This is a genomic window from Streptomyces sp. NPDC004610 (assembly GCF_040609715.1).
Taxonomy (GTDB): Bacteria; Actinomycetota; Actinomycetes; order Streptomycetales; family Streptomycetaceae; genus Streptomyces.
The window spans coordinates 23,622-44,943 of record NZ_JBEXLA010000010.1 but is presented as its reverse complement, the minus strand read 5'-3'; the positions used below and the strand labels follow the sequence as shown (position 1 = coordinate 44,943).

Annotated in this window: 22 protein-coding genes; 8 read left to right on the top strand and 14 right to left on the bottom strand. The window is 70.1% G+C overall.

What is annotated here, in order from left to right; all coding sequences use genetic code 11:
• Complete coding sequence (locus tag ABZX40_RS13075) at positions 1–555, bottom strand: TetR family transcriptional regulator (protein WP_355734660.1); 555 nt, start codon at positions 553–555, stop codon at positions 1–3.
• The gene (locus ABZX40_RS13070) at positions 555–875 is read right to left on the bottom strand and encodes a multidrug efflux SMR transporter (RefSeq protein WP_355734657.1); all 321 of its coding nucleotides are present in this window, start codon (positions 873–875) and stop codon (positions 555–557) included. Before ABZX40_RS13070 ends, ABZX40_RS13075 begins: the two co-directional genes overlap by 1 nt.
• Before the next feature lie 91 nt (positions 876–966).
• Between ABZX40_RS13070 and ABZX40_RS13065 the strand changes: the two genes are divergently transcribed.
• Together ABZX40_RS13065 and ABZX40_RS13060 are read left to right on the top strand one after the other, a co-directional pair.
• Positions 967–3,252 (top strand): hypothetical protein, encoded by a 2,286-nt coding sequence (locus ABZX40_RS13065; RefSeq protein WP_355734654.1) that lies wholly within the window; start codon positions 967–969, stop codon positions 3,250–3,252.
• Positions 3,253–3,416: 164 nt separating this feature from the next.
• Positions 3,417–3,575, top strand: a complete 159-nt coding sequence (locus ABZX40_RS13060) for a hypothetical protein (protein WP_355734651.1) — start codon at positions 3,417–3,419, stop codon at positions 3,573–3,575.
• Between the two features lie 52 nt (positions 3,576–3,627).
• Here ABZX40_RS13060 and ABZX40_RS13055 read toward each other — a convergent pair whose 3' ends face one another.
• The 8 genes from ABZX40_RS13055 to ABZX40_RS13020 all read right to left on the bottom strand — a co-directional run bounded on the left by ABZX40_RS13055 (position 3,628) and on the right by ABZX40_RS13020 (position 10,330).
• Positions 3,628–3,960, bottom strand: a complete 333-nt coding sequence (locus ABZX40_RS13055) for a metal-sulfur cluster assembly factor (RefSeq protein ID WP_355734648.1) — start codon at positions 3,958–3,960, stop codon at positions 3,628–3,630.
• Positions 3,957–4,427 (bottom strand): Fe-S cluster assembly sulfur transfer protein SufU, encoded by a 471-nt coding sequence (sufU, locus tag ABZX40_RS13050; protein ID WP_355734645.1) that lies wholly within the window; start codon positions 4,425–4,427, stop codon positions 3,957–3,959. Before sufU ends, ABZX40_RS13055 begins: the two co-directional genes overlap by 4 nt.
• A gap of 16 nt (positions 4,428–4,443) precedes the next feature.
• Positions 4,444–5,712, bottom strand: a complete 1,269-nt coding sequence (locus tag ABZX40_RS13045) for a cysteine desulfurase (RefSeq protein WP_355734642.1) — start codon at positions 5,710–5,712, stop codon at positions 4,444–4,446.
• Positions 5,709–6,473, bottom strand: coding sequence for a Fe-S cluster assembly ATPase SufC (sufC, locus tag ABZX40_RS13040; RefSeq protein ID WP_355734639.1), 765 nt, complete (start codon positions 6,471–6,473; stop codon positions 5,709–5,711). Before sufC ends, ABZX40_RS13045 begins: the two co-directional genes overlap by 4 nt.
• An 8-nt stretch (positions 6,474–6,481) precedes the next feature.
• Positions 6,482–6,814 (bottom strand): bifunctional 3-phenylpropionate/cinnamic acid dioxygenase ferredoxin subunit, encoded by a 333-nt coding sequence (locus ABZX40_RS13035; RefSeq protein WP_355734636.1) that lies wholly within the window; start codon positions 6,812–6,814, stop codon positions 6,482–6,484.
• On the bottom strand, positions 6,811–7,995 hold the full coding sequence (gene sufD, locus ABZX40_RS13030; protein ID WP_355734634.1) for a Fe-S cluster assembly protein SufD: 1,185 nt from the start codon (positions 7,993–7,995) through the stop codon (positions 6,811–6,813). The genes ABZX40_RS13035 and sufD overlap by 4 nt, the downstream gene beginning before the upstream one ends.
• A 128-nt stretch (positions 7,996–8,123) precedes the next feature.
• Complete coding sequence (sufB, locus tag ABZX40_RS13025) at positions 8,124–9,545, bottom strand: Fe-S cluster assembly protein SufB (protein ID WP_355734631.1); 1,422 nt, start codon at positions 9,543–9,545, stop codon at positions 8,124–8,126.
• On the bottom strand, positions 9,542–10,330 hold the full coding sequence (locus ABZX40_RS13020; RefSeq protein WP_355734628.1) for an ArsR family transcriptional regulator: 789 nt from the start codon (positions 10,328–10,330) through the stop codon (positions 9,542–9,544). Before ABZX40_RS13020 ends, sufB begins: the two co-directional genes overlap by 4 nt.
• Before the next feature lie 173 nt (positions 10,331–10,503).
• Between ABZX40_RS13020 and ABZX40_RS13015 the strand changes: the two genes are divergently transcribed.
• From ABZX40_RS13015 to ABZX40_RS13000, 4 genes are all read left to right on the top strand, one after another.
• The gene (locus ABZX40_RS13015) at positions 10,504–11,328 is read left to right on the top strand and encodes an AAC(3) family N-acetyltransferase (RefSeq protein WP_355734625.1); all 825 of its coding nucleotides are present in this window, start codon (positions 10,504–10,506) and stop codon (positions 11,326–11,328) included.
• Positions 11,329–11,418: 90 nt separating this feature from the next.
• On the top strand, positions 11,419–12,342 hold the full coding sequence (locus ABZX40_RS13010) for an ABC transporter ATP-binding protein (RefSeq protein ID WP_355734622.1): 924 nt from the start codon (positions 11,419–11,421) through the stop codon (positions 12,340–12,342).
• A gap of 88 nt (positions 12,343–12,430) precedes the next feature.
• On the top strand, positions 12,431–13,201 hold the full coding sequence (locus ABZX40_RS13005) for an ABC transporter permease (protein WP_355734619.1): 771 nt from the start codon (positions 12,431–12,433) through the stop codon (positions 13,199–13,201).
• 73 nt (positions 13,202–13,274) lie between these two features.
• Entirely contained in the window at positions 13,275–14,315 is a 1,041-nt protein-coding gene (locus ABZX40_RS13000) for a COX15/CtaA family protein (protein WP_355735320.1), read from the top strand.
• On the opposite strand, the gene ABZX40_RS12995 is transcribed toward ABZX40_RS13000, so the two are convergent.
• From ABZX40_RS12995 to ABZX40_RS12980, 4 genes are all read right to left on the bottom strand, one after another.
• Positions 14,270–15,034, bottom strand: coding sequence for a nucleotidyltransferase domain-containing protein (locus ABZX40_RS12995; RefSeq protein WP_355734616.1), 765 nt, complete (start codon positions 15,032–15,034; stop codon positions 14,270–14,272). The genes ABZX40_RS13000 and ABZX40_RS12995 overlap by 46 nt on opposite strands.
• Positions 15,035–15,052: 18 nt before the next feature.
• Positions 15,053–16,159, bottom strand: a complete 1,107-nt coding sequence (locus ABZX40_RS12990; protein WP_355734613.1) for an amidohydrolase family protein — start codon at positions 16,157–16,159, stop codon at positions 15,053–15,055.
• Positions 16,160–16,289: 130 nt separating this feature from the next.
• Positions 16,290–16,649: a hypothetical protein gene (locus tag ABZX40_RS12985; RefSeq protein ID WP_355734610.1), complete on the bottom strand. Its 360-nt coding sequence runs from the start codon at positions 16,647–16,649 to the stop codon at positions 16,290–16,292.
• Between the two features lie 77 nt (positions 16,650–16,726).
• Positions 16,727–17,680 carry a heme o synthase gene (locus ABZX40_RS12980; protein WP_355735317.1) on the bottom strand — a complete coding sequence of 318 codons (954 nt, stop codon included), beginning with the start codon at positions 17,678–17,680 and terminating at the stop codon, positions 16,727–16,729.
• Between the two features lie 375 nt (positions 17,681–18,055).
• On the opposite strand from ABZX40_RS12980, the gene tkt reads away from it, so the two are divergent.
• The gene (gene tkt, locus ABZX40_RS12975) at positions 18,056–20,164 is read left to right on the top strand and encodes a transketolase (protein WP_355734607.1); all 2,109 of its coding nucleotides are present in this window, start codon (positions 18,056–18,058) and stop codon (positions 20,162–20,164) included.
• A gap of 35 nt (positions 20,165–20,199) precedes the next feature.
• Positions 20,200–21,318: a transaldolase gene (tal, locus tag ABZX40_RS12970; protein ID WP_355734604.1), complete on the top strand. Its 1,119-nt coding sequence runs from the start codon at positions 20,200–20,202 to the stop codon at positions 21,316–21,318.
• Positions 21,319–21,322: the final 4 nt, after the last annotated feature.

Below are 21,322 nucleotides of genomic sequence, written 5' to 3'. Positions count from 1 at the left end.
TCACCCGCCGGTCGGACGGTCCCCGATCACGCGGGCCAGCAGCTCCCGCGCGTATCCCTCGTCGTAGGGGGTGTCGGTCAGCAGCACCTGGAGGCAGAGCCCGTCCATCAGCGCGACGACGGCCCGCGCGGTCACCGCGTCCACCTGCCGGACGAGGACCGCCACCACCCCGTCGGCCCATTCGGCGGCGACCGGGCGCAGCGCGGGGCGGCGCAGCGCGGCGAGATACAGCTCGTACTCCAGCTCCACCCCGGTACGGTCGCCCGCCAGCCACTCGCCGAGCAGCGCGGCCAGTTCGGCGGCCAGATCGAGACCCGGCGCGCGCAGCCCGCCCCGCGCCGCCATCAGCGCCCCGAAGCTCTCGTTGCACTGCCGGAGCGCGGCCACCAGCAGCTCGTCCAGGGTCGCGAAGTGGTAGGTGGTCGAGCCCAGCGGGACATCCGCCTCGGCCGCGACCGTCCGGTGGCTCAGCCCCGCGAGGCCCTTGGCGCCCACCACCCGGATCGCCGCGTCGATGATCCGCTGGCGGCGCTCCGGGTCGTAGCGGCGGGCCATCAGTGCGCGCCCCCCAGATTGAGCACCACGACCCCGATGATGATCAGCGCGATCCCGGTGGCCTTGGCGAGGGTCATGCCCTCCCCCAGGAACACCGCCCCGATGATCGCCACCACCGCGGTCCCGGCCCCGGACCAGATCGCGTACGCGGTCCCCACCGAGATGGTCTTCAGCGTCTGGGCGAGCAGCGCGAACGCCACGATGTAGCCGACCGCGGTGATCAGCGACGGCCAGAGCCGGGTGAAGCCCTGGCTGTACTTCATGGAGGTGGTCGCGGCGATCTCGGCGGCGATGGCCCCCGCGAGCAGAAGGAAACCCATACGGACGAGCGTACGTATCATGTGTACGGCTGTACACAGCAAATTGTTGTGTCTCTGACCCTCACCAGGGCGCCTCGGCGACCATGACGTCATGAACGACTCAGCAGACCGCCAGGACGCCCGGTCCGAACTGGCCCGCACCATCCGGGATGCGCTGGTCACCGCGGCTCGGACCGGGGGCAGCAGACCCACCTTGCAGGGCATCGTTCGCGCCTCACAGGGACAGCGACGGCCACCCTTGACCACATCGTCGATCAGTGCCTGGCAAAAGGGCGAACGCCTGCCTTCGTCCTGGGCCGCACTGGAGTCCTTTCTCATCGCGCTGGAACGAGCCGCTGCTCTGCCGCCAGGGCATTTCGACCGCGGTCACTGGCAGCGCCTCTACGGACGCGCACGAGGTGCGCCGACGCCCACACGAACCCGCCTCTCGATATGCCGTGTGCGCGACGCCGACCCCCTGGAGCTGAAGGTGCACAGGGCGCGCACGCTGGAGAACGGCAATGCGTTGCCCGCCTACATTCCACGGGACATCGACCCGTTGGTCCGCACCGCGCTCACCCGCTTGGGCAGGCACGGGGGCGTCCTCCTGCTGATCGGCGAGTCCACAGCGGGAAAGACACGCTGCGCCTACGAGGCGATGGCATCTGTGCTTCCCGGCCACTCGCTCGTCGTTCCGCCCCACTCCACGGATCTGCCGGATGCCATCACCGAATGCGTCCGCGCCGGCCGCTCAGAGAACCCCACGGTGCTTTGGTTGAACGATCTGGAGCACTATCTGGAACCCCACGGTCTGACGCTCAACGACATCCGGGCGTTGCGCCGGGCCCGGACCGTCGTACTGGCCACCATGCGGACCCGCAAGTACCAGGGGTTCCCCTCCCATGAACTGGTACGTGTCGCCGAGTCGTTCGAAGTGAAGCGACTGTGGTCCGAGGCTGAGATCGGACGTGCTCGTAAGCGTCTGCGAGTCAACCGGGACACACGCCTGCGTCTGGCACTGGATCACGCGGAGGACTTCGGGGTGGCCGAAACACTCGCCACCGGTCCTGAGCTGTGGCTGGAGTTGCGCGGCGCTTCCGTCGTCGGCGGCAACCCTCGCGGTGCCGCGCTGGTATGGGCGGCGATCGATCTGGCACTGACAGGGCTGGAAGAGCCTCAACCCGTCGACCTGCTCCACAGCCTGCACGAACGGTATCTGCCCGGCCGCAACAAGCAACTGATCGCACCGGAGCCCTTCGCATCGGCACTCGCCTGGGCTACCAGCCCCCGGGACTCCGTGACCCGACTGTTGATCCCTGAGGGGAACGGCCTGAGGCCGTTCGAGTTTCTCCTCGACGCCCATCTGCGTGATCGGGGGCCTTCGCCGGATCTGCTCCCCGACGAGATCTGGGAGGTCGCCCTTCGGCGCGGATCCGAGCGACATCAGCGATTCAGCATCGCCCTGGCAGCACACGCCAACGACCGAATGGACGTAGCACAGCGAGCCTTGCAGCCACTCGCCGACGCGGAGGACGTGGACACCTTCCGCACCTTGGGCCTGCTGTACGAGCGTTCTGATCGTCCGGAAGCCATCCGCTGGCTCCAGCGGGCCATCGACGCCGACGATGTCCTCTCCCTGCGGCTGATGGGCAACCTTCACTTCCGGATGGAAGACCGAGAGGGGGCGTCCGACTGGTACTGGCGGGCAGCGGAGGCCGGAGACGATGTGTCGCAGTCGTATTTCATCTACCCGGGCGTGGACAGACGCCCGGTACCGGATGAACTTGCCCCGCCCCCCGCTCCGGTGAGGCACGAAGAGGACGAAGAGGAGTGCTGGGGACCGTCGGCCCGCACCCTCCGACTGCTGGAGGACACGCTTGTCACACTGTCCGACATGGCATACGACGCCCTCGAAGAGATAGGTGACCGCCCTGTCGGTTTGGGTGACGACTACGCCGCCGTCTTCAGCGAGATGCCAGTGATCACCTGGCGTCAGGATGCCGAGTGGCGCCGTCGGATGGCACGTTGCTTCGACGATCTGGCCGCCGACATCAGGGCGGAGGAATGGCCGCAGCCCACCTGTACGGGCGAAGAGATGGCTCTTCACATCGCTATCGATCACGCGTCGAGCAGGGTCGTGGACGAGCCTGACGTGGTCACGATGATCACGGAGAAGGTACCGCCCCACCATGACGACTGGGACTGGTCACTGTGTATCAGCACTCTGTTCGAGGACACCGACGTGCTCTTCCTCTTTGAGCCATGGAACCAGGGCGTCGAAGATCCCGACAGTTTCATCCATCAGGTCATGGGGCTCGCCAACCTGGAAGCCCAAGACTGGTTCACCCCCTTCTACAGCGACAGGGGGCGCCCGCCTGAGCGTGGATTCCGCCGCTGAGTCCCTTTTCCCGCGTCCCACCGGGAAAACCCGGCCAACCGCTCTGGCCTGCACCAACACTGACTATCACCCGTAGCGGGATGGCCAGGTACGGAGTGGTCCGATTCCGTAGGCGCAAACGATCGCGAAATCGGACCTCTCAGCACGGGAAAGGCTGCGTCTCCATGCCCTTCGTCCACGAGCTCCTTCTGCTCGCCGGAATCCCGGTGATCATCGGTCTCTTCCTCCTCATCGGCCACTTCGCGACGCTTCGCGGTCTACGGAACGGGCAGCGCCTGGCGGCCTTCCGGATCTTCGCCGAAGCGATCACTCGCCGCCGATGAACAACGGAGGGGCCACGGCATTCCGCCGTGGCCCCTCCCGGACCGGTTGAGCTCAGACGTTGAAGCCCAGCGCCCGCAGCTGCTCCCGCCCATCGTCCGTGATCTTGTCCGGGCCCCACGGCGGCATCCAGACCCAGTTGATGCGCAACTCGCTGACCAGGCCGTCCGTGGCGGACTTGGCCTGGTCCTCGATGACATCGGTGAGCGGACAGGCCGCCGAGGTGAGGGTCATGTCGATCGTCGCCACATTGGAGTCGTCCACATGGATGCCGTAGATCAGGCCGAGGTTGACGACATCGATGCCCAGTTCCGGGTCCACGACGTCCATCAGGGCCTCGCGGAGTTCCTCCTCCGAGGCCGGCTTCATCTCGATGGTCTCGGTCATGCCGTCTTCCTTTCAGAGGCGGGGGCGGAGCCCAGGGCCTGGGCCGTGGCGTCCTTCCAGGCCATCCAGCTCAGCAGCGCGCACTTGACGCGGGCGGGGTACTTGGAGACACCGGCGAACGCGACCGCGTCCTCCAGCACCTCCTCCATGGCGTCGTCCGGCTCGATCCGGCCCTTGGACTGCATCAGCTCCAGGAAGGTCTCCTGGATCTTCTGCGCGTCGGTGACGTCCTTGCCGACCAGCAGCTCGTTCAGCACGGAGGCGCTGGCCTGGCTGATCGAGCAGCCCTGGCCCTCGTAGGAGACGTCCTCGATCCTCGTGCCGTCGTACTTCACGCGCAGGGTGATCTCGTCGCCGCACGTCGGGTTCACATGGTGGACCTCGGCGTCGCCGTCCCTCAGACCACGCCCGTGCGGGTTCTTGTAGTGGTCCAGGATGACTTCCTGGTACATGGAGTCCAGCTTCACGGTTCCAGCACGCCCCTCAGCCGAAGAAGTTCCGTACGTGCTCCAGACCGTCGACCAGTGCGTCGATCTCGGCCGGTGTGGAGTACAGATAGAACGACGCCCTGGTGGTCGCGGGAATTCCGTAGCGCAGGCAGACGGGGCGGGCGCAGTGGTGGCCGACCCGGACCGCGATGCCCTGCTCGTCCAGGACCTGGCCCACGTCATGGGGGTGGATGTCACCGAGGGTGAAGGAGATCGCGGCGCCCCGGTCCTCGGCCGTGGCGGGGCCGATGATGCGGAGGTCGGGGACCTCCAGGAGCCGCTTGACCGCGTACTCGGTGAGCGCGTGCTCATGGGCGAGGATCTTGTCCATGCCGAGGGCGGCGAGGTAGTCGATGGCCGCGCCGAGACCGACCGCCTGGGCGATCGGCGGGGTGCCCGCCTCGAACTTGTGCGGGGCGGGGGCGTAGGTCGAGGAGTGCATCGAGACGGTCTCGATCATCTCGCCGCCGCCGAGGAAGGGGGGCAGGTCCTCCAGCAGCTCCTGGCGGCCCCAGAGCACGCCGATGCCGGTCGGCGCGCACATCTTGTGGCCGGTGAAGGCCACGAAGTCGGCCTGGAGGGACTGCACGTCCAGCGGCATGTGCGGGGCGGCCTGGGAGGCGTCGATGCAGACCAGCGCGCCGACCTCCTGGGCGCGGCGGACGATCGCCTCGACCGGGTTGACCGTGCCCAGGATGTTGGAGACCAGCACAAAGGAGACGATCTTCGTCTTCTCGGTGATGATCTCGTCGATGTTGGACAGGTCGAGGCGGCCGTCGTCGGTGAGGCCGAACCACTTCAGCTTCGCGCCCGTGCGCTGCGACAGCAGCTGCCAGGGGACAATGTTGGAGTGGTGCTCCATCTCGGTGATGACGATCTCGGTGTCGGAGTCCACCCGGTAGGGCTCGTCGGCCCAGCCGAGCATGTTCGCCACCAGGTTCAGCGACTCGGAGGCGTTCTTGGTGAAGATCACCTCGTCGCGGCTGGGCGCGTTGATGAAGTCGGCGACCTTGTCGCGCGCGCCCTCGTACAGCGCCGTGGCCTCCTCGGCGAGCACATGCACACCGCGGTGGACGTTGGCGTTGTAGCGCTCGTAGTACTCGCTCAGGGCGTCCAGCACCTGGCGCGGCTTCTGCGAGGTCGCCGCGTTGTCCAGGTACACGAGCTTCTTACCGTCGTGGACCTGGCGGTCCAGGATGGGGAAGTCCTTGCGGATCGCCTCGGTGTCGAGGAGGCCGGGGAGCCCATGGCGGGTAGGTGTCACGCGGATGCGCCACCCTTCACGTATGCCTCGTAGCCCTCGTTCTCCAGCTTGTCCGCCAGTTCGGGGCCGCCGGACTCGGCGATCCTGCCGCCCGCGAAGACATGGACGTGGTCGGGCTTGATGTAGCGCAGGATGCGCGTGTAGTGGGTGATGAGGAGGGTGCCGACCTCGCCGCTCTCGCGGACCCGGTTGACGCCCTCGGAGACCACCCGCAGCGCGTCCACGTCGAGGCCGGAGTCGGTCTCGTCCAGGATCGCGATCTTGGGCCCCAGCAGTTCGAGCTGGAGGATCTCGTGGCGCTTCTTCTCGCCGCCGGAGAAGCCCTCGTTGACATTGCGCTCGGCGAAGGCGGGGTCCATGTTGAGGCGCTGCATGGCCTCCTTGACCTCCTTCACCCAGGTGCGCAGCTTGGGGGCCTCGCCGCGGATGGCGGTGGCGGAGGTGCGCAGGAAGTTGGAGACCGAGACGCCGGGGACCTCGACCGGGTACTGCATGGCGAGGAACAGACCGGCGCGGGCCCGCTCGTCGACGGACATCTCCAGGACGTCCTCGCCGTCGAGGGTGACGGTGCCGCTGGTGATCGTGTACTTGGGGTGACCGGCCAGCGAGTAGGCGAGGGTGGACTTGCCGGAGCCGTTGGGGCCCATGATGGCGTGCGTCTCGCCCTGCTTCACGGTGAGGTCGACGCCCTTGAGGATCTCCTTCGTGGCGTTGTCGGCCTCGACGGTGACGTGCAGGTCTCGGATTTCAAGCGTTGCCATGGGTTGCCTCAGGACTCCTGGGTGAGGGAGGCGTGTACGTCGACAAGGACGCTGCCCCCTTCGATCTTTACGGGGTAAACGGGTACGGGGCGCGTGGCCGGGAGGCCGGACGGCTTGCCGGTGCGCAGGTCGAAGGTGGAGCCGTGCAGCCAGCACTCGATGGCGCAGTCCTCCACCTCGCCCTCGGACAGCGAGACATTCGCGTGCGAGCAGATGTCGTTGATGGCGAACACCTCGCCCTCGGTGTGCACCAGGGCCACCGGCGTGCCGTCGAGTTCCACCCGCTTGGGGGTGTCCTCGGCCAGCTCGCTGAGCGCGCAGACACGGACGAAGGCCGTCATGCGACCGCTGCCTCCAGCTCCTGGTCGATCCGGGCGATGAGCCGCTCCTCGACATCCGGGATGCCGATCTGCTGGACGAGTTCGGCGAAGAAGCCGCGTACGACCAGCCGGCGGGCGTCGATCTCGGGGATGCCGCGGGCCATCAGATAGAAGAGCTGCTCGTCGTCGAAGCGGCCGGTGGCGGAGGCGTGCCCGGCGCCGACGATCTCGCCGGTCTCGATCTCCAGGTTGGGCACCGAGTCGACGCGGGCGCCGTCCGTGAGGACCAGGTTGCGGTTCATCTCATAGGTGTCGGTGCCCTCGGCCTTGGCCTCGATCAGGACATCGCCGATCCACACCGCGTGGGCCCGCTCGCCCTGGAGGGCGCCCTTGTAGACCACGTTGGACTTGCAGTGCGGGACGTTGTGGTCGACCAGCAGGCGGTGCTCCTGGTGCTGGCCGGCGTCGGTGAAGTACAGGCCGAGCAGCTCGGCCTCGCCGCCGGTACCGGCGTAGGCGACCCGGGGGTGCAGCCGGACGACATCGCCGCCGAAGGTGACGACCACGGACTTGAAGGTGGCGTCCCGGCCGACGAGGGCGTTGTGCTGGGCCACGTACACGGCCTTGTCGTCCCAGTCCTGGACGGAGACCACGGTGAGCTTGGCCCCGTCGCCGAGGACGTACTCGACGTTGGCGGCGAGCACCGCGTCCCCGGTGTGGTCGATGACGACCAGGGCCTCGGCGAAGGCGCCCAGCTCGATCACCTGGTGGGCGTAGGCGGTGCCGCCCTCGCCGTGCACGGTGATCCGGATCGGCTCGGCGAGCCGGGTGTCCTTGGGGACCGTGACGACCCCGGCCTGCTCGAAGGCGGAGTACGCCTGGGCGGCGACCCGGTCGACGGGGGTGCCGGCCCGGCCGAGCCGGGCGTCGTCGCGGCCGACGGTCTCGACGGTGACGCCCTCGGGGGCCTCGACGGCGACCTTCACTCCGGTGCCGGTGGCGGTGGCGGTGCCGTCGTGCAGCCCGCGCAGGCGCTCCAGCGGGGTGAACCGCCACTCCTCCTCCCGGCCGTGGGGCACGGGGAAGTCGGCCACGTCGAAGGACGGGGGGGCGCTCATCCGGGTGGCGACGGTCGACTCCGCGGCCACCGCGATCGAGCCGGCGGTGGTGGAACCCACCGGAATACTCTGAGCCTCAGCCATGGCTGTCGATCTGCTCTCTTCCTTACGACGATGACGATGAACGTCGATGACGCATACGATGACGATCTTCGGCCCGCCCCGGGAGGCGGGCCGCCTGCTGACGGAACCGGGTGGGACGGCGGGCGGTGCTAGCCGACCGCGCCTTCCATCTGGAGCTCGATCAGCCGGTTCAGCTCCAGCGCGTACTCCATGGGCAGTTCCTTGGCGATCGGCTCGACGAAGCCGCGCACGATCATCGCCATCGCCTCGAACTCGGTCAGACCGCGGCTCATCAGATAGAAGAGCTGGTCCTCGGAGACCTTGGAGACGGTCGCCTCATGGCCCATGGAGACGTCGTCCTCGCGGACGTCGACATAGGGGTAGGTGTCGGAGCGGGAGATGGTGTCCACCAGCAGCGCGTCGCACAGCACATTGGACTTGGCGCCGGGGGCACCCTCGCCGATCTCGATCAGACCGCGGTAGGAGGTCCGGCCACCGCCGCGGGCCACCGACTTCGACACGATGTTGGACGAGGTGTTCGGGGCCATGTGGACCATCTTGGCGCCGGCGTCCTGGTGCTGGCCCTCGCCGGCGAAGGCGATGGACAGGGTCTCGCCCTTGGCGTGCTCGCCCATGAGGTAGACGGCCGGGTACTTCATCGTCACCTTGGAGCCGATGTTGCCGTCGACCCACTCCATGGTCGCGCCCTCGTAGGCGACGGCACGCTTGGTGACCAGGTTGTAGACGTTGTTCGACCAGTTCTGGATGGTCGTGTAGCGGCAGCGGGCGTTCTTCTTGACGATGATCTCGACGACCGCGCTGTGCAGGGAGTCCGACTTGTAGATCGGCGCCGTGCAGCCCTCGACGTAGTGCACATAGGCGCCCTCGTCGACGATGATCAGGGTCCGCTCGAACTGGCCCATGTTCTCGGTGTTGATCCGGAAGTACGCCTGGAGCGGGATCTCGACATGGACGCCCGGCGGGACGTAGATGAAGGAGCCGCCGGACCACACCGCGGTGTTCAGCGAGGCGAACTTGTTGTCGCCGACCGGGATGACCGTGCCGAAGTACTCCTTGAACAGCTCCGGGTGCTCCTTGAGCGCGGTGTCGGTGTCCAGGAAGATGACGCCCTGCTCCTCCAGGTCCTCGCGGATCTGGTGGTAGACGACCTCCGACTCGTACTGGGCGGCGACACCGGCGACCAGGCGCTGCTTCTCGGCCTCGGGGATGCCCAGCTTGTCGTAGGTGTTCTTGATGTCCTCGGGCAGGTCCTCCCAGGACTCCGCCTGCTTCTCCGTGGAGCGCACGAAGTACTTGATGTTGTCGAAGTCGATGCCGGAGAGGTCGGAGCCCCAGTTCGGCATGGGCTTCTTCTCGAAGAGCCTGAGGCCCTTGAGGCGGAGCTTGGTCATCCACTCCGGCTCCGACTTCTTCCCGGAGATGTCGCGGACGACGGCCTCGCTCAGACCGCGCTTCGCCGCGGCACCGGCCTCGTCGGAGTCGGCCCAGCCGTATTCGTACGTACCCAGCCCTTCGAGTTCGGGGTGGGCGGTCTCCGTGGGGAGAGTCATGCGGGGTTCCTCCCGGCCGTGCTGGTGGATGCGTGGGTGGTAGCGGTGGTAGCGGTGGTAGAGGTCGCGGAGATCTTCGAGGGTGCCGAGGACTTCGGGGCCTTCGGGATCCTCGGGATGAACGTCGTGCACACACCGTCGCCGTGGGCGATGGTGGCCAGCCGCTGCACATGGGTGCCGAGCAGTTCGGCGAACAGCTCCGTCTCGGCCTCGCACAGCTGCGGGAACCGCTCGGCGACATGGGCGACCGGGCAGTGGTGCTGGCAGAGCTGCTCGCCCTGCTGGGGCTGGGGCGCGCTGCGCGCGGTAGCAGCGTACCCGTCCGCGCTCAGGGCCTTGGCCAGGGCTTCGGTGCGCTCCTCGGGGCCGGCCGCCTCGACCGCGGCGCGGTAGGCGTCGGCGAGGGCGGCGATCCGGGCACGGGCGAACGCGGCGACCGCCTCGCTGCCGCCGTGCTGCTCGGCGATCCAGTTCAGGGCGTCGGCCGCGAGCTGGTCGTAGGACTGGTCGAAGGCGTCCCGCCCGCAGTCCGTCAGGGCGAACACCTTGGCGGGCCGGCCGCGCGTCCGGGCGCCGTAGACCCGCTGCTCACGGGCGGCGACGACATCGTCGGCGAGCAGGGCGTCGAGATGGCGGCGGACCGCGGCCTGGGTGAGGCCGAGGCGCTGGGCCAGCTCGGCGACGGTGGAAGGGCCGTGCTGCAGGATGGAGCGGGCGACCCGGTTGCGGGTGGACCGCTCACCGGTCGCGAGTTCCTCCTGCGGAGCCTCACCGACGTTTTTCACAACGCCATTGTTGCGTAATTCCTCGGAGACTGACAAGCCGCGTCCGTACGGGTGAGCGGTGCACTGCGTCACTTAGGTATACCTAAGATGACCTGCGGAAACGATCTTTGATCGATCAGATCACAGGTCGAAGCGGTGGCGCCGGGCGGGCCCGTCGAGGAGACTGCCGAACCATGCCAGATGCCTCCACACCCCCTCCGACCGGCCCTCTTGTCACCCGCGCCACAGCCGCCGCACAGCTGCGCGAGGCCGGGGTGCTCAGCGGCGAGACCCTGCTGGTGCACTCCTCGCTCCGCTCCCTCGGCTGGGTCAGCGGCGGCCCGGTCACCGTCGTCCAGGCCCTGCTGGACGCCCTCGGCCCGCGCGGCACCCTGGTGGTCCCCACCCAGACCGGCGACCTCTCCGACCCCGCCCTGTGGGCCGAGCCCCCGGTCCCGCGCGCCTGGTGGGACACCATCCGCGCCACCATGCCGCCCTACGACCCCGCCGTCACCCCCACCCGGGGCGTCGGCGTGATCCCGGAGACCGTACGGAACTGGCCCGGCGCCCTGCGCAGCGCCCACCCCCAGACCTCCTTCGCCGCCGTCGGCCCCCGCGCCGCCCAGGTCACCGACGGCCACGCCACCGACTGCCGCCTCGGCGAGCGGAGCCCGCTGGCCCGGCTGGAGGCGCTCGGCGCCCGCGTTCTGCTGCTCGGCGTCGGCTACGACTCCTGCACCGCCTTCCATCTCGCCGAGTACCGCGTCCCCGCCCCCCTCACCCGGGTCGGCCGCCCCTCCCCCGGCGGCTGGGAGGAGGTCACCGAGGTCTCCATCAGCGCGGAACGCTTCGACGAACTCGGCCATGACTTCGAACGGGACCGCCCGGTCGTCCGGGGCGCGGTCGGCGCCGCCCCCACCCGGCTCTTCCCGGTCGCGGACGCGGTGGCCTACGCCGAGACCTGGCTCGCCACCCACCGCCCCCGGGTAGGGGACGTCCCTCTGGAGGGACCCGGCTGAGCGGTGCGCCCGGCGCGCTCCCCCCGGCGCTCCCGGACTTCCCGCACCCGCCGGTCCGGGGCGCCCGGGGCGAACCTAGACTCTGGACCCATGCGAAGTGAGCCCGTGGTCCAGGTCGACGCCTTGGTGAAGCGGTACGGCGACAGGACCGCGGTGGACCGCCTCTCCCTGGTGGCCCGTACCGGGGTGACCGCCGTGCTCGGTCCCAACGGCGCCGGGAAGACCACTACGGTCGAGATCTGCGAGGGCTACCGCAGGCCCGACTCCGGGACCGTCCGCGTCCTCGGCCTCGACCCGCTCCGCGACTCCCGCGCGCTGCGCCCCCGCATCGGCGTGATGCTCCAGAGCGGCGGGGTCTACTCCGGCGCCCGCGCGGGCGAGATGCTGCGCCATGTGGCCCGGCTGCACGCCCACCCGCTGGATGTGGACGCCCTGATCGAGCGGCTCGGCCTCGGCTCCTGCGGCCGGACCGCCTACCGGCGGCTGTCCGGCGGCCAGCAGCAGCGCCTCGCCCTCGCCATGGCCGTCGTGGGCCGCCCCGAGCTGGTCTTCCTCGACGAGCCCGGCGCCGGACTCGACCCGCAGGCCCGCCGCGCCACCTGGGACCTGATCCGCGATCTGCGCGCCGACGGCGTCTCCGTGATCCTCACCACCCACCACATGGACGAGGCCGAGCAGCTCGCCGACGATGTCGCCATCATCGACAGCGGACGGGTCGTCGCCCAGGGCAGCCCCGAGGAACTGTGCCGGGGCGGCGCCGAGAACACCCTGCGCTTCACCGGCCGCCCCGGACTCGATGTCGCCTCCCTCCTCAAGGCCCTCCCCGCCGACGCCGCCGCGGTCGAACTGACCCCGGGCTCCTACCGCGTCACCGGCACGATCGACCCGCAGCTCCTGGCCACGGTCACCTCCTGGTGCGCCCAGCACGGAGTCCTGCCGGACCGCCTCTCGGTGGAACGCCACACCCTCGAAGATGTCTTTCTGGAACTGACCGGCAAGGAGCTGCGCGCATGATCCCGGCCGACACCGGCACCTGCCGGGGGTCCGGGGGTCGCTCCCCGGGACAGCACAGCCTCGAACTGACCGGCAAGGAGCTGCGCGCATGAGCGCCACCGGTACGTACGCCCCCCGGCCCGGTGCCGCGCCGCTGACCCGCATGATCGCGGCCCAGGCGGCGCTGGAGACCCGGATGCTGCTGCGCAACGGGGAGCAGTTGCTGCTGACGGTGATCATCCCGACGCTGCTGCTGGTCCTGTTCTCCACCGTCGACATCGTCGACACCGGCGCGGGCGAGTCCGTCGACTTCCTCGCGCCCGGGATCCTCGCGCTGGCCGTGCTGTCCACCGCGTTCACCGGGCAGGCCATCGCCACCGGCTTCGAGCGGCGCTACGGCGTGCTCAAGCGGCTGGCGTCCTCGCCGCTGCCGCGCTGGGGGCTGATGACCGCCAAGACCCTCGCCGTGCTGGTCACCGAGGTGCTCCAGGTGCTGCTGGTGACGGCGATCGCCCTCGCGCTCGGCTGGTCGCCGCAGGGGAACCCGCTCGCCGTGCTCCTGCTGCTGGTGCTGGGCACCGCCGCGTTCTCCGGGCTCGGGCTGCTGATGGCGGGCACGCTCAAGGCGGAGGCCACGCTCGCCGCCGCCAATCTGGTCTTTCTGCTGCTGCTGGTCGGCGGCGGGGTGATCGTCCCGCTGGACCGGTTCCCGGACGCCGCTCAGGACCTGCTCGGGCTGCTGCCGATCTCCGCCCTCTCCGACGGCCTGCGGGACGTCCTCCAGCACGGGGCCGGGATGCCCTGGGGCAACCTGGCGGTCCTCGCGGTGTGGGCGGTCGTCGGACTGGCCGCCGCCGGGCGTTTCTTCCGCTGGGAGTAGCCGCGCCGGGAGCGAACCGGGCCCCTCGTGAACGTGTGCACAAGCCGCCTTCTACGATGGGCCCGTGCCAAAGCTGACCCGTGCGGACGCCCGAGCCGCCGTGCGCAACCCCCTCGCCCTCATCGCCGCGCGCTGGACCCCCACCCCGCGCACGGTGCGCCGGGCCGCGCTCGCCGCCCTCGTCATGGCGGTGGTCATCGTCGTCACCGGCGGGGCCGTCCGGCTCACCGGTTCCGGCCTCGGCTGCCCGACCTGGCCCAAGTGCACCGACGACTCGCTGACCGCGACCCGGGAGATGGGGCTGCACGGGGTCATCGAGTTCGGCAACCGGCTGCTGACCTATGTGCTGTGCGCGGCGGTCGGCTGGGCCATCATCGCCGCCCGCGCCGAGAAGCCCCACCGGCGTGAGCTGACCCGGCTCGGCTGGGCCCAGTTCTGGGTGGTCATGGGCAACGCGGTGCTCGGCGGGATCGTCGTCCTCGTCGGCCTCAACCCGTACACCGTCGCCCTGCACTTCCTGCTGTCCTCGGCGCTGATCGCGGTCGCCACGGTGATGTGGCAGCGCACCCACGAGGGCGACGGCGTTCCGCGTCCGCTGGTCGGCGCGGTGGTGCGCCAGCTGGTCTGGGTGCTGGTCGGGGTGACGGTCCTGCTGATCGCCGTCGGCACGGTCGTCACCGGCGCCGGTCCGCACGCCGGGGACTCCAGCGAGGTGCCCCGGATGGACGTCCCCTGGGAGGACGTCACCCGGCTGCACTCGGTGCTGGCCTGGATCGTGGTGACGCTGACCTTCGCCCTGTGGTTCGTCCTCAAAGCGGTGGACGCCCCCAAGGGCCCCCTGGACCGGACCCGGGACCTGTTCCTGATCCTGCTCGCCCAGGGCGTCATCGGCTATGTCCAGTACTTCACCGATCTGCCCGAGGTCCTGGTCGGCGCCCATATGTTCGGCTCGTGCCTGGTGTGGATCGCCACCCTGCGGGTCCTGCTCTCCCTGCGCGAGCGCCCGGCGACCGACACCGACATCGACGCCGATACCGACACCGACGCCGGTGTCCCGGCTCCGGCCGATCAGGCGTACGAGGCCACCAGCGCGTCGATGGCCGGGCCCAGGTAGGTCCGGGTCAGCTCGGCGCGGCGGGCGGTCCAGCCGGGGGCCGGGGCCGGGCGGGGGCCGTCGTAGCGGCGGGCCCTGATGTCCTCGACCACCTCCGCGGGGGCGCCGAGGCCGGGCAGCAGGGCGAGGGCCTCGCCCTTGGAGATCAGCCGGCCGTCCCGCGCGGTCACGGTGGCGCGGGCCAGGGTGATCAGGGCGTGGTCCACCCAGACGTCCCGCGTCCACAGATCCGCGCGGTCCACCTTGGGGCGCCAGTAGTCCCGCTGGTCACCGACCACGAACGCGGTGAGTTCCGGGTCCGGGACCGGCGGGAGCAGGTCCGCCGGGGGCGGCCCGTGCAGGACCCGGCCGAAGGCGTGCAGCTCACGCCGGGTGACCGGGGTGACCGGGCGGCGCAGCAGCTCCTGGTGCGCCCAGGTGAGGTGCCGCCGGGTGGTGTCCCGCGTCGTCGCCGGGGTGAGATAGGTGCAGTGCAGCAGGGGGGCGAGCGGGGCGGTGCGCAGCCGGGCGTGCAGCAGGGCCAGCCGCCAGAGGGTGCGCGGGGCGGGCGTCCGGGGCAGCACGGCGATCAGATCGAGGTCGCTGCGGCCCTCCTGGTAGTCGCCGCCGGCCAGTGAGCCGTGCGCCCACACCGCGACCGGGCCGAGCGGGGCCAGCGCGGTGACGAAACGGTCGAGCAGGGCGCGGGTCGCGGGCGGGAGAGGTTCTTGGGTCGGCATGCGCCCAGTCTGGTCGGCTCAGTCCAGCCCGTACACCCGCCGCGCGTTGCCCGCCGCGATCAGCGCGGCCACCCGATGGGCGTCGCCCGGCGACCACGCCCCCTCGCTCACCCAGGCGCCGAGCACCCGGCCGAGCGCCTCCCGGAACAACCGCGCCCCGACCACATGCAGTTCGGGCAGCCCGCCCGCCCCACTGGAGAACAGGATCTTCCCGAACGGGGCCAGCTCCAGGATCTCGGCGAGCACGCCCGCGGCACGGGCGCCGGTGCGCAGCAGGGCGGCCCCGGAGTCGGCGTACACATGGGGGAAGACGCCCGCCAGATGGGCCGCCTGGCGGTGGTAGGGGTAGCCGTGCAGCAGGATCAGATCGGTGCCGAGCCCGGCGGTGGCCCGGACGAAGCCGGTCAGCAGCAGCGGGTCCGCCCGGTCGACGCGGGCGCCGGGCTCGCTCAGCCCGGCGTGCAGTTGCAGGGGCAGGCCGGAGGCGACGGCGATCCACAGCAGATGGCGCAGCAGCACCGGGTCGTCCAGTGCACCGCCCGCCCGGCGCCCGGCCAGCCAGCGCCCCGCCGCGCCGCGCACCTCACCGGGGCCGGGCGGCTCGGGCGCGAGGGCGAGTCCGTGCCGCAGCCCGGCGACGGAGGCGAAGGCGACGGCGTGGGCGGCGGCGGCGTGCACCGACTCGGCGAGGTTGGCGAGAAACGACGCGACGGTGCCGGAGGTGTCGGCGACCTGTTCGGCGAGGAGTTCCAGCGGGACGATCTCACGGGCCTCGGCGTCGGCGGCCGACGCCAGTTCGGCGGGGCAGGTGAGGTCGCCGGGCAGTCCGGTGTCGACGAGGTAGGTGGTGATGCCGCTGCCGCGCAGCAGCCGGCGGCCGGACTCCAGGACGCCGAGTTCGCGGCGGCGGGCGAGATAGCGGGCGGGTGGGCTGTGCGGTTCCAGGCCCAGCAGCGGGGGGCACCAGCGGCGGACCGCGAAGCCGGTCTGGGTGTCGAAGAGGGTGGTGCCGGGGGCGGGCGAGCCCTCGGTGCGGGCGAGCCGGGCCTCGAAGGTGCCGAGCCCCAGCTCCGTGCGGAGCACTCCGTGGCAGTGCTGGTCCACCAGAGCCGGTGTCTCGATCATCCCGCTGCTCCCCCGTCGTGGACTGTCCCTGTGACCGTCCTAACGGGTGGGGTGGGGTTCAGGTGTTGCCGGGCGCGGTGGTCCGGCCGGAATGCCCGGGGCGCGCACCTGACGGAGGAGCGAACGATGCTCAGCCGTTTCCCACCTGGATTCCGGCCATGCGCTTCCACTCGTAGGGGCCGGTCCGCACCTTGGCGGCGAACTCGCCGTCGAAGGACTCGTGGACGGTGATGCCGGACGCGGCGACCGCCCGCTCGGCGACGGCACGGGTGGGGGCGACCAGATCGCCCCAGGTGCCGTCCTCGCCGACCAGGACGATCCGGGCACCGCGTTCACCGAGGTACGCGATCTGGCCCTCGGCGCCGCCGTGCTTGCCGGCGAAGGCGCCGATCTGCCTGCTCAGCCGGGCGGCCCTGCGCTCGGCGCGGGCGGCGGCCCTGGCGTCGGTCTTCTCGTCCCCCTGCGGGGTGTCTGCGTCTGCGTCTGCCATGGTCAGGATGCTACCGACGGGTACCGGTGGCGGGTACGTGACCCTCGCCTCAGCAGAGCCGTCCCCGGTGCCCGGCCTCAGCGCAGGAAGGGGTCCACCGCGACGGCCACGAACAGCAGCGACACATAGGTGATCGACCAGTGGAAGAGCCGCATCTCCTTCAGCTTCCCGCCCGTGACCTCGGCCTTGGCGCGGTTCTGGAGGGCGTGCGCCTCCCACAGCCACCAGCCGCCGGCGGCCAGCGCGACCGTCGTGTAGAACCAGCCGGTGTAGCCGAGCGGGGTCAGCAGCAGCGAGACCGCGACCATGACCCAGCTGTAGAGGACGATCTGCCTGGCGACCGTCTTGTTGGAGGCGATCACCGGGAGCATGGGCACGCCCACCCGCGCGTAGTCCTCCTTCACCTTCATGGACAGCGGCCAGTAGTGCGGCGGGGTCCAGAAGAAGATGACCAGGAAGAGGATGAGCGGGGCCCAGGTCAGGGAGTTGGTGACGGCCGTCCAGCCGATCAGCACCGGCATACAGCCGGCGATGCCGCCCCAGACGATGTTCTGCGAGGTGCGGCGCTTGAGGATCATCGTGTAGACGACGACGTAGAAGAGCAGGGCGCCGAGGGAGAGCCAGGCGGAGAGCCAGTTGACGGTGTAGCCGAAGAGCAGGGTGGAGCCGATGGCGAGGGTGATGCCGAAGGCGAGGCACTCGCGGGGGCTGACCATGCCGGTGACCAGGGGGCGCTGCGAGGTGCGGTCCATCAGCGCGTCGATGTCGCGGTCGATGTACATGTTGAGGGCGTTGGCGCCGCCCGCGGAGAGATAGCCGCCGACGCAGGTGAGCAGCACCAGCGTCAGATCGGGCACACCCCGCTCCGCCAGGAACATCACCGGAACGGTGGTGATCAGCAGCAGCTCGATGATCCGCGGCTTGGTCAGCGCCACGAACGCCATGACACGGGCCCCGAACGGCCGGTGACGCGGGCCCCGGCTGGCCCCGACAACCCCCGCAGGACGGGATTCAACGGCCGTCACGCACACCCCTGACAGAGACATCCCAGCAAGCCTCCCCGTGTGAAGTCCCGGTAAAGGCTCGCGCGTACCACTGCACTGTAGACGTTGCCCAGACCCGGACATTCGCGGGGGTGGGGTCGTGTCCGAGGGTGCCCCCGGACGGCTCGGCGGGGGTGCCGGGTGAGCCGGGGTCCGCTCCGTTGAGTGCACGGACGAGCGGGGCCGTATTCAGGTGCCGGGAGTGCGCCCGGCGCGGCCGGGAGGCGGATCGCGGGAAGTCCCGGCAGTCTGGAAACGAGGCGGAAAAGGCCGGTACGCACGAGGGTAGGCTCGACAGCGGCCGGGTGCCCGATGCACCGGCATGCGACATGTGTGACATGTGGAGAGGAGCCCTGACTCAGGGTGAGCACCAAGCCGACCACCACAGACCTCGACTGGACCGATGTGGACCAGCGGGCCGTCGACACGGCCCGTGTCCTGGCCGCCGACGCCGTACAGAAGGTCGGTAACGGCCATCCCGGTACGGCCATGAGCCTCGCGCCCGCCGCCTACACCCTCTTCCAGAAGGTGATGCGGCACGACCCGGCGGACGCCGACTGGGTCGGGCGGGACCGCTTCGTGCTGTCCGCCGGACACTCGTCGCTGACCCTCTACACCCAGCTGTACCTGGCCGGTTTCGGTCTGGAGCTGGATGATCTGAAGGCGTTCCGCACCTGGGGCTCGAAGACCCCGGGGCACCCCGAGTACGGGCACACCACCGGGGTGGAGACCACGACCGGGCCGCTGGGCCAGGGCGTCGCCAACGCGGTGGGCATGGCGATGGCCGCGCGCTACGAGCGGGGGCTGTTCGACCCGGAGGCCGCCGAGGGCGAGTCGCCCTTCGACCACTTCATCTACTGCATCGCCGGCGACGGCTGCCTCCAGGAGGGCATCTCCGCCGAGGCGTCCTCGATGGCCGGGCACCAGAAGCTCGGCAATCTGGTCCTGCTGTGGGACGACAACCACATCTCGATCGAGGGCGACACCGAGACCGCGGTCTCCGAGGACACGGTGAAGCGGTACGAGGCGTACGGCTGGCATGTCCAGCGGGTCGCGCCCAAGCCGGACGGGGACCTGGACCCGCACGCGATCTACAACGCGATCGAGGCCGCGAAGCTGGTGACGGACCGGCCGTCGTTCATCGCGATGCGCTCGATCATCGCCTGGCCCGCCCCGCACGCCCAGAACACCGAGGCCGCGCACGGCTCGGCGCTGGGCGACGAGGAGGTCGCGGCCACCAAGCGGGTCCTCGGCTTCGACCCGGAGCAGAGCTTCGAGGTCTCCGACACCGTGATCACCCACACCCGGGGCGCGGTGGAGCGGGGGCGCCAGGCGCGCGCCGAGTGGGAGAAGTCGTTCCAGGAGTGGCGGGACAACAACCCGGCGCGGGCGGCCGAGTTCGACCGGATCGCCGCCGGTGAGCTGCCGACCGGCTGGGAGCAGAAGATCCCGGTCTTCGAGGCGGGCAAGGGGGTCGCCACCCGGGCCGCGTCCGGCAAGGTGCTCCAGGCGCTCGGCGCGGTGATCCCGGAGCTGTGGGGCGGCTCGGCCGACCTGGCGGGCTCGAACAACACCACCATCGACAAGACGTCGTCGTTCCTCCCGGCGGGCAATCCGCTGCCGGAGGCCGACCCGTACGGCCGTACGATCCACTTCGGTATCCGCGAGCACTCGATGGGCGCGGAGATGAACGGCATCGCGCTGCACGGCAACACGCGGATCTACGGCGGCACATTCCTGGTGTTCTCCGACTACATGCGCAACGCGGTGCGGCTGTCGGCGCTGATGCATCTGCCGGTGACGTTCGTGTGGACGCACGACTCGATCGGGCTCGGCGAGGACGGTCCGACCCACCAGCCGGTGGAGCATCTGGCGGCGCTGCGGGCCATCCCGGGGCTGAACATCGTCCGCCCGGCCGACGCCAATGAGACGGCGCTCGCCTGGCGGGAGATCCTGCGCCGGTACACCAAGGAGTTCGGCAAGGGCGCCCCGCACGGGCTGGCCCTGACCCGGCAGGGGGTGCCGGTCTACCCGCACAACGAGGACGCGGCGCGCGGCGGTTACATCCTGGCCGAGGCGGGTTCGGGCACGCCCGAGGTGATCCTGATCGCGACCGGCTCCGAGGTGCATCTCGCCGTCGAGGCGCGGGAGGCGCTGGAGGCCGACGGGGTGGCGACGCGGGTGGTGTCGATGCCGTCGGTGGAGTGGTTCGAGGAGCAGGACGCGGCCTACCGGGCCGGTGTGCTGCCGGCGTCGGTGCGGGCGCGGGTGGCCGTCGAGGCGGGTATCGGGCTGACCTGGCACAAGTACGTCGGGGACGCCGGGCGGATCGTCTCGCTGGAGCACTTCGGCGCGTCCGCGGACGGCAAGGTGCTGTTCAAGGAATTCGGCTTCACGGCCGAGAACATCGCCGAGAAGGCGAAGGAATCGCTGGCCGCCGTACGGGAATCGAACGCCGCCGCCGGGCGCTGACGCTGACATAACGACACGTAGGAGATGCATTTTCCATGACGGACGCACTGAAGCGCCTCTCCGAGGAAGGCGTCGCGATCTGGCTGGACGATCTGTCGCGCAAGCGGATCACGTCCGGCAATCTGGCCGAGTTGATCGACCAGAGCCATGTCGTCGGGGTCACCACCAACCCGACGATCTTCCAGAAGGCCATCAGCAGCGGTGACGGCTATGAGCAGCAGCTCACGGACCTCGCCGCCCGGAAGGTGACCGTCGAGGAAGCCGTGCGGATGATCACCACGGCGGATGTCCGCGACGCCGCCGACATCCTCCGCCCGGTGTTCGACGCGACGAACGGGCAGGACGGCCGGGTCTCCATCGAGGTGGACCCGCGCCTGGCCCACCACACCACGGCGACGGTCGCCGAGGCCCGGCAACTGGCCTGGCTGGTGGACCGGCCCAACACGCTGATCAAGATCCCGGCGACCAGGGCGGGCCTGCCGGCCATCACCGAGGTGATCGGCAACGGCATCAGCGTGAATGTGACGCTGATCTTCTCGCTGGAGCGCTACCGCGAGGTGATGGACGCCTATCTGGCGGGTCTGGAGCAGGCGCGGGCCAAGGGCCTGGATCTGTCCCTGATCCACTCGGTGGCCTCGTTCTTCGTGTCCCGGGTGGACACCGAGATCGACAAGCGCCTGGAGGCGCTGGGCACCGATGACGCCGGGGCGCTGCGCGGCAAGGCCGCCGTCGCCAACGCCCGCCTCGCCTACCAGGCGTACGAGGAGGTGTTCGGCACCGACCGCTGGGCGGCGCTGGCCAAGGCGGGCGCGAACAAGCAGCGTCCGCTGTGGGCGTCGACCGGGGTCAAGGACCCGGCGTACAAGGACACCCTGTACGTGGACGAGCTGGTGGCCCCGAACACGGTGAACACCATGCCGGAGGCCACCCTGGACGCCACCGCGGACCACGGTGTGATCACCGGGAACACCATCGCCGGGACCTATGAGCAGGCGCGCGCCGAACTGGACGCGGTCGAGAAGCTCGGGATCGCGTACGACGATGTGGTCCAGGTGCTGGAGGACGAGGGCGTCGAGAAGTTCGAGGCGTCCTGGAACGATCTGCTGGCCTCGACCGAGGCGGTACTCAAGCGCCTCGCCCCTTCGGAGGGCTGACACC

Bases quoted from the DNA above. Each gene is read 5' to 3' on its own strand.
- ABZX40_RS13010 (WP_355734622.1), top strand. From the start codon at position 11,419: ATGCGAAGTGAGCCCGTGGTCCAGGTCGACGCCTTGGTGAAGCGGTAC.
- sufB (WP_355734631.1), bottom strand. From the start codon at position 9,545: ATGACTCTCCCCACGGAGACCGCCCACCCCGAACTCGAAGGGCTGGGT.
- ABZX40_RS12995 (WP_355734616.1), bottom strand. From the start codon at position 15,034: ATGCCGACCCAAGAACCTCTCCCGCCCGCGACCCGCGCCCTGCTCGAC.
- ABZX40_RS13005 (WP_355734619.1), top strand. From the start codon at position 12,431: ATGAGCGCCACCGGTACGTACGCCCCCCGGCCCGGTGCCGCGCCGCTG.
- sufC (WP_355734639.1), bottom strand. From the start codon at position 6,473: ATGGCAACGCTTGAAATCCGAGACCTGCACGTCACCGTCGAGGCCGAC.
- tal (WP_355734604.1), top strand. From the start codon at position 20,200: ATGACGGACGCACTGAAGCGCCTCTCCGAGGAAGGCGTCGCGATCTGG.
- ABZX40_RS12985 (WP_355734610.1), bottom strand. From the start codon at position 16,649: ATGGCAGACGCAGACGCAGACACCCCGCAGGGGGACGAGAAGACCGAC.
- ABZX40_RS13065 (WP_355734654.1), top strand. From the start codon at position 967: ATGAACGACTCAGCAGACCGCCAGGACGCCCGGTCCGAACTGGCCCGC.
- ABZX40_RS13070 (WP_355734657.1), bottom strand. From the start codon at position 875: ATGGGTTTCCTTCTGCTCGCGGGGGCCATCGCCGCCGAGATCGCCGCG.
- ABZX40_RS13075 (WP_355734660.1), bottom strand. From the start codon at position 555: ATGGCCCGCCGCTACGACCCGGAGCGCCGCCAGCGGATCATCGACGCG.
- sufD (WP_355734634.1), bottom strand. From the start codon at position 7,995: ATGGCTGAGGCTCAGAGTATTCCGGTGGGTTCCACCACCGCCGGCTCG.
- ABZX40_RS13035 (WP_355734636.1), bottom strand. From the start codon at position 6,814: ATGACGGCCTTCGTCCGTGTCTGCGCGCTCAGCGAGCTGGCCGAGGAC.
- ABZX40_RS13015 (WP_355734625.1), top strand. From the start codon at position 10,504: ATGCCAGATGCCTCCACACCCCCTCCGACCGGCCCTCTTGTCACCCGC.
- ABZX40_RS13060 (WP_355734651.1), top strand. From the start codon at position 3,417: ATGCCCTTCGTCCACGAGCTCCTTCTGCTCGCCGGAATCCCGGTGATC.
- ABZX40_RS12990 (WP_355734613.1), bottom strand. From the start codon at position 16,159: ATGATCGAGACACCGGCTCTGGTGGACCAGCACTGCCACGGAGTGCTC.
- ABZX40_RS13055 (WP_355734648.1), bottom strand. From the start codon at position 3,960: ATGACCGAGACCATCGAGATGAAGCCGGCCTCGGAGGAGGAACTCCGC.